Genomic DNA, 14320 nt, shown 5'->3' with positions numbered 1-14320 from the left:
TTGAGACTCCAGCATGTACGTCAACCAGACCCCATTTCATCAACAGGCGTGAGATGCGTTCGGTCCAGAACCCGGAGGGAGCGCCCCGTTTGGGCGAATTGCCGCGTGACGAATTTGGGTCAAGACGCCCGGTCTTGACCCACTCGCGCCTTGCACTTCATCCCAAACGGGACCCGCTCGCACTCACGCCTGTTGATGAAATCGGTTCTAAAGAAAAGTTGACCGGAGGGATGATTTTCTGTGAAATTGCGCAGTGGCATCGTCGCCAGCTCGCTTCGTTTGGTCGTGCTGGCCGACGGATCATCATCACGATTTCGGGGGAACATGGCATGGGGATGGCGAACACAGGGAAGGCGGGCCTGCTGTGCAGATGGCGTGGGGTGCTGCTTGCCGGCATCTGGCTGCTGGGTCAGGCCGATGCGTCGGCACAGGAGAGCACAGCCAGCCAGGCCGGCATCGTCAAGGTACTGCAAGGGGATGTACACGCCGAGCGTAGTGGCAAGAGCCGGCCACTGGCCATTGGTGAGCGTCTCTATGCGGGAGACCGCGTCGTGACTGCTGCGGCCAGCTCGGTCGGCTTCACCCTGCGTGACGACACGCTCATCTCGCTCGGCCCCAACAGCCAGTTCCTGCTGGAACGATTCGCCTACAGCGACAAGACCGACGAAGGAAACATCGCCGTGCGGCTCACCAAGGGTACACTGCGCTACGTCTCCGGACTGATCGGCAAGCGTACTCCGGAGAATCAGTTGCTGAGCACGCCGACGGCTACCATCGGCATTCGTGGAACCGATTTCATCGTGGAGGTGCCCGGTGAATAAGCTACTGCTCCCCTTGTCGACGAACTGCGCCCTGATGGCGCTGGTCGTCCTGCTCGCAGCCTGTGCCGGACCCGGCGAGCGTTTTGTTCTGCTGCCGCAGCCCGATGGTTCGGCCAGCAGCATCGTGGTCAAGACTGCCAGCGGTGAGACCGCGCTGACCTCTCCCTACGCTGCTGTCCAGACGCGCGCAGGCAAGCCCGAGCCTGTGCAGACACTGTCGGCGGCTGAAGTGGAGCGCCGTTACGCCGAGGTCATGCGCAGCCTGCCGGCACGCCCGCGCAGCTACGACTTGTTGTTCGAACTGGGAACGGACCGCCTCACGCCACCCTCCCAGGAATTGCTCAAGAAGGCCATCGCCGAGATCAAGGAATTCCCGGCCGGTGAATTTGTTCTCACCGGTCACGCCGACAATATCGGCAGTGATGCCACCAACGATGCCTTGTCGCTGCGCCGCGCGCGCCTCATCGAGCGCGAGCTGCAGCGGGCAGAGGTCAAGGCCCTGAGCATCGAGGTCATCGGCAAGGGAGCCCGCGATCCCCGGGTCCCGCAAAAACGCGGCGTGGCCGAGCCGCGCAACCGCTTCGTGGAAATCAAGATCCGCTGAACCAGCGCGCTTGCCTGGCCGCACAATCGCTCCCGGTCGTCGTCTCTCACCTCGGCAATGGTCAGGATAATCACGCCAGGCTGGTCGGGCCACGGCCTCATCGGTGCTCTTCAGACATGTGTCGGCGCCCCCTGTTGCCTCAGTGATCTCCCGGCCAAAATAAATCGTTGACTATCCAATAGCTCAGCAATGACCTGTGTGCGATACAGATAGGAAATTTCCTGATATTCCCGAATTTATATAAAACATAAGATCACGCCATCGCATCAACCTTTCCAATGCAGGCGGACATGGCCATGATTGATTTTCTTCTCCACTACGGCAGCTATCTCGCTGCGTTCTACGCGGCATACGTCGTGGTCGGCATGGCCTTGTCGGGCCTGTTCCTGTGGCGAGTACTCAAGCGCAAGCCGGCCATGCGGCCTACGCCTGCCAGAACGGACCAGGCGCAGTGTGATATCTCGTGAGGTTCATGGGCGCGGTGCGCAAGTGCCGCTGTCATTGCACCGCCTCGATGGTCGTGAGTAGTTGCTCGAATGAGCAGGGTTTGGTGAGCAGGGCAGCAAACACCCCCAACGCCTGCCAGGAGTTGCTCATGGGAGTGGCGCTGAGCAATACCACCGGAATGGTCGAGAACCGTACATCGGCCTTGATCCGGCTCGCCAGTTCGAAACCATCCATCACCGGCATGCGCAAGTCGGTCAGCACCACATCGACCGGGGCTCCCGTACTGGCCATGAGCGCCAGCGCATCCTCGCCGTTACCGGCTTCCAGCACCTGATAGCCTGCGCCCTGGAAGACCTCCGCAAAAATGGTTCTGACATCCTTGTTGTCCTCAACGATCAGCAGGGTACGAGCGCGACTGCTCGGATTCATGAAGCGATCTCCGGGTGGATTGGCTACGTCCTGAGATCAGAACGAACGGCATCGCGATTATGTGACCGAAATGGAAATACCTGCATCAGTCAATTCCTGTTTCATGGGAAAGATTCGCTGACAGCGGTGTAAGAATATGCGCTTCACCTGCGCGTCGTTGTGCGGCCCGCTAGAATGAACGTCTCGGTGGCTGGAACGCGTTTCACCCATAGGGATGCGTTCTCCCGGTGTCACCCTCATCTGCCAAGGACCCATGATGTCTCCGGAAAGCCTGTTGCTGTTCCTTCCTTCCTGCTTCGCGCTGAACATGGCCTTTGGCCCCAACAATCTGCTGTCCATCACCATTGGCGCGCACCATGGCCTGCGACATGCACTGCTGGCGGCAGCGGGTCGCCTGGTGGCATTTGCACTGATGATCGGCGTGGCCGCCGTGGGGATGGGCGCTCTGCTGATGGCCTCGCAGATGGCCTTTACGGTAGTCAAGCTGCTGGGGGCGGCTTATCTGATCTGGCTGGGTTGCAAGCTCATTTTCGCCCGGGTCGAGGTAGGCGGGCAGGGAACTCAGGCGCTGCAGCGCAGTATCGCCGGCCATGCCCGCAAGGAATTCCTGGTGGCCATCGGCAACCCCAAGGCCATCCTGGTGTTTACGGCGTTCTTCCCGCAGTTCGTGGTCCCTGAAAATTATTTATCCAGTTTTCTCACTCTGGGCGCGATCTTCCTGGTGCTGGAACTGGTAGCCATTGCGGCCTATGCCTACGCGGGAACGCGGCTCAAGGGGCTGCTGCAGAATGCGCGTGGCCTGCGCTGGATGAACCGCATCAGCGGCGCGATGATGGTCTTCTTCGGCACCTTGCTGGCGCTGGCCAGGCGACCCTAGGAGAAGCTCAGTTCCAGGCCAAGCATCCTGGAGACGACAAACGTGGCCACGCCCAGGACCACCAGCGAGACCACGAACAGCGCCGCCACCTTGCCGCTGGCGCGCAGGACCGCGTTGCGCTCGGCTTGCTTGCCCTTCTTGCCCTGATCGTAGTGCCATTTGATGGCGTAGAACATGCCAATGCCGAGCACGGCAAGCTTGAAGATGATGAAGACGATTGGAACCCAATCCATGATGTCGACCATTCGATTCGCTGGAAGAAAAATCCGGTGCCAGCTTTGCGAATCCGAAAGTAGCAGAGGTGAGTCACCGTTTCCGTAACGGTGACGTGTGCATTCTAACCAAGGCAGTGCGTCAGGGTCCAGCAGACAAGATCCATACAAGCGCACGGATTGTTTTTTGGTCCCGGTTTAGGTTCATTTCATCAAGAGCTGGAGCTGGCCCACCGCTTCATTGACGTGCTCGATCTCGTTGGTCTGATTGTGCGCGGAAGTGCTGATGGTCTCGATGATCTCGCTGATGTTGTTGATGGACTCGACCATGGTGCTCATGGTCTTGCCGGCGTTCTTGACCAGATCCGCGCCCTGTCGGGCCTCATTGACCGAGCCGCCGATGAGGGTCTTGATTTCGCTGGCCGAGGTCGCCGTGCGTTGCGCCAGGCTGCGTACTTCACCGGCGACCACCGCAAATCCGCGTCCGTGCTCGCCCGCGCGGGCTGCTTCCACGGCCGCATTGAGGGCCAGCAGGTTGGTGCGGAAGGTGATTTCGTCGATCACGGCGATGATCTCGGTAATCTTGACCGCACTGGTATTGATCGCGGCCATCTTGTGTACCACCTCATTCATGACTTCTCCGCCCTGCACGACGACGGTCGAGGTGGACTTGACCAGCTGATTGGCCTGCTGCGCGCTGGCCGATCCTGCGCTCAATGCTTCGGACAGGCCCTTCACCGCTGCCTGCAGGGTCTGCGTGGCTTGAGTCTGGACGGTCACGTCGGTGGCATATTTGACGACCTTGAAGACCCGTCCGTTCATGTCGAAGATGGGGTTGTAGTTTGCCTGCAACCACAAGGCATCGCCATTTTTCTTGACCCGCCGATACAGTCCCGCGTCATATTCGCCCATGCCCAGCCGCTGCCAGAATTGCTTGTACTGCGGCGAGGCGCGCTCGGAAGGTTCGACGAAGATGGCGTGATGCTTGCCCTGGATCTCTGCAAGTGAATAGCCTACGGCGCGCAGGAAGTTGTCGTTGGCATGGAGGATATTGCCCTCCACATCAAATTGGATGACGGCGCGTACCTTGTTGATTGCCGTGATCTGCCCCGAGAAATCCGCTAGCTGCATTTGCTGCTGCGTAACATCGCGGGCATATTTGACGATCTTGAAGGGACGTCCCCAGGCATCCATGATCGGGTTGTAGGTTGCCTGAATCCACACCTCGGCACCTGATTTCGTGATGCGGCGATAGAGGCGCTGATCGAATTGGCCGCGTCCGAGCTTCTGCCAGAACTGTGCATAGGCCGGTGCATTGCGCTCTTGCTCGTCGACGAAGATGCGATGATGCTGGCCTTTGATTTCGGCCAGCGAATAGCCCATGAGATCGAGGAAGTTCTTGTTGGCCTTGATGATCTTGCCGTCGAGCGTGAACTCGATGACGGCCACCGCTTTGTCAATTGCGGCGAGTTGTCCCAGCATGTCTGCTTTTTTTCTTCTGTAACGAGAGAAGAACGAGAGCGAATCAAGAAGAGCCATAGCAGGAAGCTGAATAAGGGTTGATCTTTGGCTAGCGCCATCTCGGCGCAAGCGGGAGGGTCATTTTTCTGGTTGAATGGAGATGACCTCTTCAGGCCGTAGTGTATGGGGCGGGAGAAAGACAACCATCGGAGATTTCCTGATGGGCTGGCAGGGATGGTGGATGCGCGTTACCATTCGGCCGCTATGGCAACACGACAGAAAAAGGCAGCCCCGCGCAAGCGCGCCACCTCCAGAAACAGCAAGCAGAAACGCACAGGATCCATCCGCCGTTTTCTGATTTCCTTCACCAGTACGACGCTCGTTGTCTTCGGCATTGCCAGTTGCGTCATCAATACGCAGCTGACCGAGGGCTGGCGGGAGCGATTGAGCCTGCCTCATCTCGACCTGCCGCGCGAGGACGCGCCTGCGCCTGCGCGTCAGGCCGAATCGGGGCGCACGGTCACTCGCTTTGCGCAATGTCCGCAGTTCTTCCCTGGCGCGCATCCCGTGCAATTGCCTGCGGGCGCGCACTTGCGGGAATTGTGTTTCAGCGCCTTTGCCGTGCTCTACGACACGCAGACCAAGACGCCCTTGGTCGTAGTGGAGCGCCTGAATCGCTCAGTCCTGGTGCATGCCCGGGAGCAACATCGTACGGACCGGTTCTATCCGGAGTCACGGCTGCCGCGCGCAGAGCGGGCGGAGCTGGAGGATTACCGGGGATCGGGCTACGCGCGCGGACATATGGCGCCTGCCGGGGACATGGCGACGCCGGAGTCGATGGCGCAGAGTTTTTCATTGGCCAATATGGTCCCGCAGAATCAGAAGCACAATTCCGGCCCCTGGTCGAAGATCGAAAGGGATACGCGCAAGTACGCCATGCGCGCGCGCGGGGATGTGTTCGTCTTCACAGGACCGCTGTTCGATGCCGCGCCAAGCACGATAGGGCGAGGTCACGTTGCCGTGCCCGCGCGGCTCTTCAAGCTGGTGTATGACGCCAGCAACGGCAGGTCCTGGGCGTATGTGCAGGCCAACCGCGCTGATACCGAGGTGGGAGCGCCGATGGATTATGCGGCCTTTGTGCGGCGGACGGGGTTGCGGTTGTTATGACCGCCGCAGTCTTTGCTGATATAGTTTGCGACGTCCGCGATCGGCAAGATGCGGACAAATAAGAAATCAATACATCTCCGCAAAGGAGATAGGGGGAAGAAAATGATAAGAAATGTCGCCAGTTTCAATACCTTGTTTGCCACATTGCGCCGTCTGGTGATCGGGTTTTTCTGTTTGCAATGTCTGGCTTCTTGTTCCGCTACCGGCCCTTTGTTCAGCGACGCGGGTCCCGTCCCGGTGGACAAAGGCAGAGTGTATGTCTACCGTCCGGATCTATGGGCCATGGGAGTGGTACGGGCGCTGATCAGTGTGGATGGTACGCCGACTTTCGAACTGGATAACAACGGCTATTCCGTGCTTGATCTTACCCCGGGGGCTCATGTGTTTGTGCATACCTGGGGCAAGAAGTTCTATACCACTGACGTCGTCACAGGCAAGCCCGTAACGGTGACCGTCGATGTCAAGGCCGGCCAGACGAAATACGTGATCCTTCGTTCGCAGGCCAACAGTCGCCTGACGGATTTTTCGCCAACGCCAACGATGCGAACGCAATACAGCTGGCAGATTTCTGAAATCGCGAACAGTATCGGGCAAGAAGAGATCGCCAAAACGCATTACCAGGCGCCTCTGCCTGCAGTCGTGGGGACGAAGTAATGAGGTGAGGAATCACTCCCCAGTGCTTGAGACGTCAGCGTTTCTCGTGACTGCGATGTATTGCATATGGTCTGGCAGCGTAAGTGCCCAGCCTTTTCTTGAATTGCTCTTCGAAATCTAAATCAAAAATGAGATCCCTCGCGTTTCGCCTGTTCGTTGTGTGCCTGTTCGGCAGTCTATTGGTTGGATGCGCTACCAATATCGAATTGGCCCCCATTGATTCTGCAAGAGTTGCCAAGGTCGATGTGATCGATAATCGTCCGGCTGACACCAAGGTCTACAAGTCATCCGACTGGGCAAAGGCGGTCAGGTATCTTGGTGATGACAGTTTCTCTACGCCGCCGTTGAAGCAGTTGGCCGCACTTCTGGAGGTGAGACTGAAGCCGGGGTCGTTTACTCTCCAAGTTGATCAATTCCGTGTCATTGACATTTTCCCCATCAGAAAGGGCCAGGCAATGGCGGGCGCATTTTTCGGAATAGGGATCGCCTTGTCGGTTCGGGTTCCGACGAACGATGACAGCATTCAGTGCATTTTCTCCGGGAAGCTTGGCACGCATTTGATTGAGACTGCCGAAGGCGAGACTTACAAACTCTCTCCTGTCGGCGTAATGGTTGCCAACGATCCGAGCTTCAAGTCGGCCGTCAATGGATGCTTGTCCAAGCTTGCGCAGAAAATCGCGGATGAGGCTGACCGGTAGTCTCCTCATCTCTCCATATCGTATGGCGATACAACGATCTCGAAGAGAATCGTAATGAGGTTCACAAGATTGAGCGCCACCTCGACGGTCATCATGATTTTTCCCGGGGTTCCAGGTCAGCAGCCAATCTTGATTGCACCGTCTGACGAGCAGGCGACGCTGAGAGAAATCCTCGCGCTGGAGGCAAGTATCACTGACCGGGGATTGCGAGAGGCTGCCTGAGGTATCGACAGCGACTGGCTGGCGTAAATAAATCAGGAAATCGCCAATATCAGAAAATCTCGCTGACCCGAAAAATTGCCATATACTCACAAAAATTTACAAGAAAGGGTGAGTATGAATCCAATAGCATCGATTAAAGCGCGAGTTGGTTACTTTATAGACAGCAGGCGCGTAGTGGAGACGCCTGGTGGGAAACAGAGAGAGTTTCTTGACAAGGCTTTTTCTGTTTTTTATCCATCTTCCTGGAATTATTGGTCTTACCCTGATTTGACCTATAGCGCCGCAAACGGACTTCCGTCGCAGATGTTGGCGCTGTCGTCAACCATTTTGGCAGAAGCTGTTCAGGAGCCGATTGGTGCTCCAGAGTTTGGTCAGGGAGTGGACGATGAAGAGCTTGGTGTCCTGCTGGATCAATACGGATCTGATAAATACAAGCACGACTATACGAAGGTCTATGCCTACCTGCTGCATGAAATGGGCGAAGACTCGGCTTTATCGATCCTTGAGATTGGTCTCGGTACCAATGATCCAGACTTCATTTCTTCGATGACGGCTGCCGGAAAGCCGGGAGCCTCTGTTCGTGCTTTCAGGGATTATCTGCCCAATGCTTCCGTGTATGGCGCAGACCTCGACGACAAGATCCTCTTCTCGGAAGATCGAATCAAAACATTCCGGGTGGATCAGACGGATCCCAGCAGCTTTGAGAAGATGTGGGAAGCTTTTGGACGCCCCGAGCTTGATCTGGTGATTGACGATGGGCTTCATTCTACCGAGGCCAATATCAATACCTTTCACTTTGCCAGCAAAGCACTGAGATCTGGGGGATATATGGTCGTTGAGGATATTCCTGAGCGGACGATTCCCGTGTGGCAGTTGTTGAGCCTTACCCTCGGAGATAAAAAGGGTAGGTTGGTCAAGGCAAATTACGCTTACATGTACATATGGAAAAAGCCGTGACGTAAAGATGTCAGCCAATGAGATATCTCGATTGACACAAGGCCTTGGCGAAAGTTGAGGCTTTGTTTGCGAGAGGAGCGCAATTGAAGTCTTCTGGACACCATCAATTGATGTCGTTCGGTCAGTCATGCGCACTGGCCGAACTTGTGAGCAGACGGCGTTGACAAGGCGCCTGGCGAGAACAGGAAGGCAGAGAAGGACGGCCTGAGGCGTCGCGTCAGAGCAAGGCGTAGGCTGTCACTGCCGCCGTCACATCAATGGCAAGCACCAAGGCCAGGCCCAGGCGACGCTGCATGTACGCACCGAGCGTCCAGAAACAGGCGAGCAAGGCGGTGCTGATCACCAGCAGGTGCAGGTAGGACTGTTCCTCTGCCCTCCACAGCAGAGTCGAGGCAGCTGCCAGTAGTGCCAGGAACTGTAGTACTGACAACCACTGCCTCACGCGCGGCAGCTGCACATCATAGCGACGGCGCGCGAGTTCAAGGTCGAATGGGCGATGTGCTTCCATCCCTGGCGGCTGCCAGCCAGGGGCTTTGAACCATATTTTCAGCTTGTCCTGCCAGCGTGGCATCTTTGCCGCACTGTGGAGTATCTGCCAGTAGCCGGACACGATTGCCCAGATCGGATCCCAGCTATTGAGGGGCGTACGCGTGCCGTAGACCGCCTGCTCTTTTTCTTCGGCGAAGGTACCGAATATGCGGTCCCAGATCACCAGCATGCCACCGTAGTTCTTGTCGAGGTACTGCTCGTTGACTGCATGATGAACCCGGTGATTGGAGGGTGAGGAAAACACGCGATCAAACCAACCCAGCTTGCCGATGTGTTCGGTGTGGATCCAGAATTGATAGGCCAGCACCACCAGTCCGGCGATAGCGAACTGTTCGGGCTCCACGCCCAGGATCGCCATGGGCAGGTAGAACACCCAGCCGAGCAGTGCCACGGTACTTTCTTGACGCAAGGCCGTGGAGAAATTGAAGTCCTGGCTCTGGTGATGCACCGAGTGAGCCGCCCAGCCCAATGCGTTCTCGTGGCCGAACCGGTGCAACCAGTAGTCGAAGAAATCGAATAGCAAGATGGCCGCGACCCAGCCCAGCGCACCTTGCCAGAAGCGTGCCGCCGGGAAGATGGCCAGTGCACGGTAAGCCAGCGAATACAGCCCGACCTGGAACAACTGACTGAGCAGCGCCACCAACTGGCTGATCATCCCCTGCGACAGGCTGGCCATGACGTCGGACAGACGATAGGTGTTGCGGCCGCGAACGTAGCCATGGGCGAATTCCACGGCGATCAACAGCAGGAAGACGGGAATGATGTAGACAATGATTTTTTCCATGGGGATATTATGACGCGGCGCACAAGATGCTGTCTGACAAAAGCCTGACGTGCCACGCGGCCGTAGCGGCAGTTTCGAGCCTTTGCTGATTCCCAAGCACGAGCGATGCGTTACCGGGTTCGATGACAAAATCGTCGCATCCCGTAAAAAAAATAGCCCAACGGGCGTGAAAAATTGAGCACAAACTATCGAGAAAGATTATAAAAAACTAGTGCAATCTTTCAGCCAGGAATACCCTTTTTGTAAGGGATGTTAGTGCCAGTGATTTAACTGTCCTACAGGGAGTATCGCGGGCGGCACGCTGGCCGGCGATAGCGACAACGGTACCGCCATCAACAACACCGGCCCGCTGGGCCGCCAGCGCGTGGTCTCGACAGGCTCGCATTCCATAGGTGAAAAAATTGCGGAGCAAAGCCAGAATTGCGGAGCAAAAAAAAGCGGCCTGCATCGCTGCAAGCCGCTTCTGTTCTGGTGCTGATGGGCGGAATCGAACCGTCGACCTACTGATTACGAATCTGCGGGGAAATTCATAAAAATCAATGAGTTAGTTGATATTTTGCTCCGCAATTCGGAAAAATGGCGGCCGGCAAGGCCAAATAGGAGGCGGCTCGTTTTGGAATTGCGGAGCGGAATTTTTGTTGCTGAATGCGAATGTCTTTCTCATTCCTGATAAAGTTGACTTTAGAGGCTGCCACTGGGGGGGGCGCCATCTGTTTTTGCGTTATGAGAAAACACTTAATCGCGCAGCCGCTTGATCTTTTACATTCGAGCTATCGATCTCATGCTTTGCCTCCCCGATATGCAATCCGCGGTACGCGGTTTCACTAATTAGAGGGGTTAAATGCTTTCCTTTACTGCGGAATTTCCAGTTCCAGATGACGTTACTCCGAGCAGTTTTTATGATGCGGTGACGGCCTGGATATGTGGATCACGCTTCACGCTGTTCAAGCCAGAAATGTTTAAGCCGCTTGGAGTGACCGAAAATTGGGAGGTGATGGTTGAAAACGAGGTAGTTGAAGCGCTTGTGGAAATTACCGACGACAGTGACTCAGTAGCAGTGGTATATCGGAAAACCGATGCGGGCTTGATATGGACGAGTACCATTGTGTATTCGGGACAGCCAGGATCAAACTGGGTCAGTGTTAGGGTCGAGTCGACGACAGTTTTACCAACGGCGAGAGTTCCCGATGCCAAGAAGCCGGCCGTTATTAAAGTACTGATCGATAAACTAGGACGAGGTGTTGATGGAGAGTTTCAAATCGCCCCTTTGCCGGTCGTTTTGACTGCCTCTGAAATTGATGTGGCAATGAGAATTGTAAATAACGAGACCAATTCTTATTTGCCAATAGTCTACGTAAGCACGCATTTTGACGGACGCTATTCTGTTGTTCCGGGTGATCTTGCTAAGCAGCTACTAGGCATGGCCCATGTTGTTGTGGAGCCCGATAGGAGATTTTCTCATGATCTTATGCACTTAACTCAGCGCCGAAATATCTATGGCGGCAGTATTGCTGTGTATTGGCCCGAGGGTGGCGGAAGACGCTCTTTTTTCGCAAATTCGTCGTCCACTCCGCAAGATATGTTAGTTCGCATCGCCGAGGAGATTCGGCAATCGTTGAATAATCGGCGGCCTTTAATTAGGTGTACGGTGAATTCAGTTAAGGAGCTGAAATCACGTCGACAAATCAATTTGTTGAAAGATGCTGGTTCTGCCGAAGTGGCTAAATATATTGATGCGTTCGAAAGCGAAATTGAAGCTAAGGCGAAAGAGCTGGCCGATGCTGAGCAGGAAATTTTGCGGTTGAAAGCGGTTGTTCGTATGTACGAATCTAATGAATCATCTGTACATGGGGTAAATCTACAGCTGGGTGAGCTAAGTGATTTTTATGAAGGGGAAATCTTTGGCATAGTTTATGACACGCTTGAAAACGGAATTCAACAAGTCACTAGCAATAGCCGCCGCCAGCATATTCTTCAAGCACTCGTGACTGCTAATACTGTTAATGATGAGCGGACAGGAAATCGTGAGCGGATGAAAGAATTATTGCGCGGCTATAGAAGCATGGACTCTAAGACAAAAAAGGAACTTGAAGCAATGGGTTTCGCGATTTCCGACGCAGGTAAGCATTACAAGCTGGTCTATAACGGAGACGATCGCTATACATTTACCTTGCCTAAATCTGGCAGTGATCACAGAGGCGGACTAAATGCAGCCGGCGATATAAGTCGGCTGTTGTTTTAGGACCGACTCGCAACCCTGAGTAGGCCCAGTTACTTTTTTCGCACGGAAGCACCTGCACAGACCGGTAGATTTTTCCAAATTAGACATTTCTCAACCATGTAGCGACTGATTTGAATTGGCTGCCAAAAATTAGAAGCGCCCGCATTGCGGGCGTTTTCCAATCAATTCAATTAGCAAACATCTGCTTTTGATTTGCGAGAGCAATTTTCCACCCCGTTTGATTTTGAAAATGCCAGGGCGTAGCCGATGTAGAAGTTTGTAGCCCCAGGCCGGACAATATACGGATTATCTATAATCTGAGGATTGGTTGTAATAAAAACAAAATTATCGTTGCATGTATGTAAGGACCGTATGTTCCCTATCATTGAGGTACCTTTTGACGCCGCAGAAATGCCGGAGCAAATGGGCACAAAGTTCAAGTTCTGGTATGACGATAGGTTATTAGCGCACTCACTATTTAAAGAGGGGCGTCCAGGCACTGGCGAAAATTGGGCTGAAAAACTTGCGTGCGAACTTGCGCAGTTAATTGGACTGCCGCACGCTTACTATGAGTTGGCCAGATGGCGAGATCGAGAAGGTGTAGTGTCCCCGTCGCTCGTGCGAAAGAATGAGCGGTTGATCCACGGTAACGAATTGCTTGCTCGGATTAGAACGGGGGATGATGATAATTTGCGCTACTATGAGCAGAGAAGTCACACCGCAGCTAGCGTGGTCGGTTTCTTGCGGGCTGCTAGCAGCGCTGGAATGATCCTCCCTCCAGAAGGATTTCAGTGCGACGATAGAATCACCAATGCATTAGATGTCTTTACAGGATATTTAATGTTTGACGCTTGGATTGCAAATCAGGATCGTCACTCCGAGAATTGGGCAATCATTCGAACACAGGAGAATGATTTGTTCCTTTGCCCATCTTACGATCACGGGTCAAGTCTCGCAAGAAACGAGAGTGATGCTCGTCGGTTTAATATGATGACCACCAAGGATCGCGGCGCCAGCTTAGAGCGATATGTTGAGAAAGCCCGCTCTGCATTATTTCCTGCCGAATCTGATGGCCGAAAATCGCTTTCGACGATGGAAGCGTTTCTTTTTGCATATAGGCAGCGTCTTGTCGCAGGTAAAGCCTGGCTGGGCCGCTTGGAAAATGTATCCGACCAGCATATCGAGGACGTCGTAGATTTGATTCCGGATGACTATATATCTGATACTGCTAAGAAATTCACAACCAAATTGCTACAATTAAATCGCAGAAGACTTTTAGCAGCATCTTTATAAATGAAATCATTATTTGTTGCTTGGCAGCAACCAAAATCTAGGGAATGGATTCCCGTCGCCCGTCTCGATAGGATCGACAATATTTTTCGCTTCTCGTATACCCGAGGGGTATTGAGAGCGCGGGAATTCGAGCCATTCGGTAAGATGGACAAGATTGAATCTGTCTACGAGTCCGACAAGCTGTTTCCACTTTTTTCCAACAGGCTCTTGAGCCGCTCGCGTCCTGAGTACGAAGACTATTTAAAATGGCTGGGACTCGAATCCCTACCTGATGATCCCATGACAATTCTTGCTTTGACTGGGGGTATTCGCGGGACTGATGCAATTGAATTATTCCCTTTGCCAGACGTAACAGGGGCAAAGCAATACCGAGTCGATTTCTTCGTGCGCGGTCTGCCTTATCTGGACAAAGGTACCATTGATCAAATTCAGAAGCTGGAAGAGGGCAGCCAGCTGTACTTGATGCGGGACTGTCAAAATGAAAATGACTCTCTTGCGCTAGCGTTGCGGACCGGCGCGCCAGCAATTTTCGTTGGGTACTGTCCCAAATATTATGTCAACGATCTTAATGTTGCTTTGTCAGCGAATGGCGATCTCGTAAAGGTGTCAGTTTGTCGCGTCAATGCTGACGCTCCGCTAAATATGCGTCTTTTATGTTCTGTAAAGGCGCAGCTGCCTGTTAGCCATCAACCCTTCGGGAACAACGAAGACTTTCAACCGGTTCCGGGCTCGACTTTAATTAACTGGGATAACATTTCTCTGTCGGTTTAAATACAGGAAACCGGACTTGGCGAGAACCTAACTGCCTGCCTTAAAACCGGCGCTTAGTGCGTCGAAATGCGTCAGATTTGACGCCCACCGGATGGGTCCCTGGACCAGGCAGGGCGAGCTGCGGCGCCTGATGCAAATTTGAATCAAAACCGC

The 14320-nt window shown here is 54.3% G+C and carries 15 protein-coding genes; 11 read left to right on the top strand and 4 right to left on the bottom strand.

Annotated features, from left to right (window positions below; all coding sequences use genetic code 11):
- The first annotated feature begins 335 nt into the window (after positions 1 to 335).
- From ACODSZ_RS15845 to ACODSZ_RS15835, 3 genes are all read left to right on the top strand, one after another.
- Complete coding sequence (locus ACODSZ_RS15845) at positions 336 to 821, top strand: FecR family protein (RefSeq protein ID WP_237713574.1); 486 nt, start codon at positions 336 to 338, stop codon at positions 819 to 821.
- On the top strand, positions 814 to 1425 hold the full coding sequence (locus tag ACODSZ_RS15840) for an OmpA family protein (RefSeq protein WP_241820836.1): 612 nt from the start codon (positions 814 to 816) through the stop codon (positions 1423 to 1425). The genes ACODSZ_RS15845 and ACODSZ_RS15840 overlap by 8 nt, the downstream gene beginning before the upstream one ends.
- 296 nt (positions 1426 to 1721) lie before the next feature.
- Positions 1722 to 1892 carry a hypothetical protein gene (locus ACODSZ_RS15835; RefSeq protein ID WP_175343998.1) on the top strand — a complete coding sequence of 57 codons (171 nt, stop codon included), beginning with the start codon at positions 1722 to 1724 and terminating at the stop codon, positions 1890 to 1892.
- Between the two features lie 31 nt (positions 1893 to 1923).
- On the opposite strand, the gene ACODSZ_RS15830 is transcribed toward ACODSZ_RS15835, so the two are convergent.
- On the bottom strand, positions 1924 to 2301 hold the full coding sequence (locus ACODSZ_RS15830; RefSeq protein WP_008331232.1) for a response regulator: 378 nt from the start codon (positions 2299 to 2301) through the stop codon (positions 1924 to 1926).
- A gap of 256 nt (positions 2302 to 2557) precedes the next feature.
- On the opposite strand from ACODSZ_RS15830, the gene ACODSZ_RS15825 reads away from it, so the two are divergent.
- A complete protein-coding gene (locus tag ACODSZ_RS15825) occupies positions 2558 to 3178 on the top strand; it encodes a LysE family translocator (protein WP_488928020.1) in 621 nt (206 codons plus the stop codon).
- Here ACODSZ_RS15825 and ACODSZ_RS15820 read toward each other — a convergent pair.
- Together ACODSZ_RS15820 and ACODSZ_RS15815 are read right to left on the bottom strand one after the other, a co-directional pair.
- Complete coding sequence (locus ACODSZ_RS15820) at positions 3175 to 3411, bottom strand: hypothetical protein (protein WP_488928019.1); 237 nt, start codon at positions 3409 to 3411, stop codon at positions 3175 to 3177. The two genes, ACODSZ_RS15825 and ACODSZ_RS15820, sit on opposite strands and share 4 nt — an antisense overlap.
- A gap of 183 nt (positions 3412 to 3594) precedes the next feature.
- Complete coding sequence (locus ACODSZ_RS15815; protein ID WP_283817498.1) at positions 3595 to 4872, bottom strand: methyl-accepting chemotaxis protein; 1278 nt, start codon at positions 4870 to 4872, stop codon at positions 3595 to 3597.
- Between the two features lie 243 nt (positions 4873 to 5115).
- Between ACODSZ_RS15815 and ACODSZ_RS15810 the strand changes: the two genes are divergently transcribed.
- The 4 genes from ACODSZ_RS15810 to ACODSZ_RS15795 all read left to right on the top strand — a co-directional run bounded on the left by ACODSZ_RS15810 (position 5116) and on the right by ACODSZ_RS15795 (position 8549).
- Entirely contained in the window at positions 5116 to 6018 is a 903-nt protein-coding gene (locus ACODSZ_RS15810) for a DNA/RNA non-specific endonuclease (RefSeq protein ID WP_488928018.1), read from the top strand.
- 102 nt (positions 6019 to 6120) lie between these two features.
- Positions 6121 to 6672: a DUF2846 domain-containing protein gene (locus tag ACODSZ_RS15805; protein WP_175343995.1), complete on the top strand. Its 552-nt coding sequence runs from the start codon at positions 6121 to 6123 to the stop codon at positions 6670 to 6672.
- A gap of 128 nt (positions 6673 to 6800) precedes the next feature.
- Positions 6801 to 7370 (top strand): hypothetical protein, encoded by a 570-nt coding sequence (locus tag ACODSZ_RS15800; protein ID WP_488928017.1) that lies wholly within the window; start codon positions 6801 to 6803, stop codon positions 7368 to 7370.
- A gap of 336 nt (positions 7371 to 7706) precedes the next feature.
- Positions 7707 to 8549 (top strand): class I SAM-dependent methyltransferase, encoded by an 843-nt coding sequence (locus tag ACODSZ_RS15795; protein ID WP_488928016.1) that lies wholly within the window; start codon positions 7707 to 7709, stop codon positions 8547 to 8549.
- Positions 8550 to 8766: 217 nt separating this feature from the next.
- Here the strand turns inward: ACODSZ_RS15795 and ACODSZ_RS15790 are convergent, their stop codons facing one another.
- Positions 8767 to 9882: a sterol desaturase family protein gene (locus ACODSZ_RS15790; protein ID WP_488928015.1), complete on the bottom strand. Its 1116-nt coding sequence runs from the start codon at positions 9880 to 9882 to the stop codon at positions 8767 to 8769.
- A gap of 841 nt (positions 9883 to 10723) precedes the next feature.
- Here ACODSZ_RS15790 and ACODSZ_RS15785 point away from each other — a divergent pair.
- From ACODSZ_RS15785 to ACODSZ_RS15775, 3 genes are all read left to right on the top strand, one after another.
- A complete protein-coding gene (locus ACODSZ_RS15785) occupies positions 10724 to 12124 on the top strand; it encodes a hypothetical protein (protein WP_488928014.1) in 1401 nt (466 codons plus the stop codon).
- 351 nt (positions 12125 to 12475) lie between these two features.
- Positions 12476 to 13396: a HipA domain-containing protein gene (locus ACODSZ_RS15780; protein WP_488928013.1), complete on the top strand. Its 921-nt coding sequence runs from the start codon at positions 12476 to 12478 to the stop codon at positions 13394 to 13396.
- On the top strand, positions 13397 to 14167 hold the full coding sequence (locus tag ACODSZ_RS15775; RefSeq protein WP_488928012.1) for an HIRAN domain-containing protein: 771 nt from the start codon (positions 13397 to 13399) through the stop codon (positions 14165 to 14167).
- The last annotated feature ends 153 nt before the right edge of the window (positions 14168 to 14320 follow it).

The organism is Herbaspirillum sp. FG34, assembly GCF_057809315.1.
Note: the sequence above shows the minus strand (reverse complement) of the source record. Positions and strands in the feature narration are given on the sequence as shown.

Excerpts from the sequence above, each read along its gene's own strand:
- ACODSZ_RS15825 (WP_488928020.1), top strand. The coding sequence starts at position 2,558 with ATGTCTCCGGAAAGCCTGTTGCTGTTCCTTCCTTCCTGCTTCGCGCTG.
- ACODSZ_RS15845 (WP_237713574.1), top strand. The coding sequence starts at position 336 with ATGGCGAACACAGGGAAGGCGGGCCTGCTGTGCAGATGGCGTGGGGTG.
- ACODSZ_RS15790 (WP_488928015.1), bottom strand. The coding sequence starts at position 9,882 with ATGGAAAAAATCATTGTCTACATCATTCCCGTCTTCCTGCTGTTGATC.
- ACODSZ_RS15785 (WP_488928014.1), top strand. The coding sequence starts at position 10,724 with ATGCTTTCCTTTACTGCGGAATTTCCAGTTCCAGATGACGTTACTCCG.
- ACODSZ_RS15795 (WP_488928016.1), top strand. The coding sequence starts at position 7,707 with ATGAATCCAATAGCATCGATTAAAGCGCGAGTTGGTTACTTTATAGAC.
- ACODSZ_RS15805 (WP_175343995.1), top strand. The coding sequence starts at position 6,121 with ATGATAAGAAATGTCGCCAGTTTCAATACCTTGTTTGCCACATTGCGC.
- ACODSZ_RS15800 (WP_488928017.1), top strand. The coding sequence starts at position 6,801 with ATGAGATCCCTCGCGTTTCGCCTGTTCGTTGTGTGCCTGTTCGGCAGT.
- ACODSZ_RS15830 (WP_008331232.1), bottom strand. The coding sequence starts at position 2,301 with ATGAATCCGAGCAGTCGCGCTCGTACCCTGCTGATCGTTGAGGACAAC.
- ACODSZ_RS15810 (WP_488928018.1), top strand. The coding sequence starts at position 5,116 with ATGGCAACACGACAGAAAAAGGCAGCCCCGCGCAAGCGCGCCACCTCC.
- ACODSZ_RS15820 (WP_488928019.1), bottom strand. The coding sequence starts at position 3,411 with ATGGATTGGGTTCCAATCGTCTTCATCATCTTCAAGCTTGCCGTGCTC.
- ACODSZ_RS15815 (WP_283817498.1), bottom strand. The coding sequence starts at position 4,872 with ATGCTGGGACAACTCGCCGCAATTGACAAAGCGGTGGCCGTCATCGAG.
- ACODSZ_RS15780 (WP_488928013.1), top strand. The coding sequence starts at position 12,476 with ATGTTCCCTATCATTGAGGTACCTTTTGACGCCGCAGAAATGCCGGAG.
- ACODSZ_RS15835 (WP_175343998.1), top strand. The coding sequence starts at position 1,722 with ATGATTGATTTTCTTCTCCACTACGGCAGCTATCTCGCTGCGTTCTAC.
- ACODSZ_RS15775 (WP_488928012.1), top strand. The coding sequence starts at position 13,397 with ATGAAATCATTATTTGTTGCTTGGCAGCAACCAAAATCTAGGGAATGG.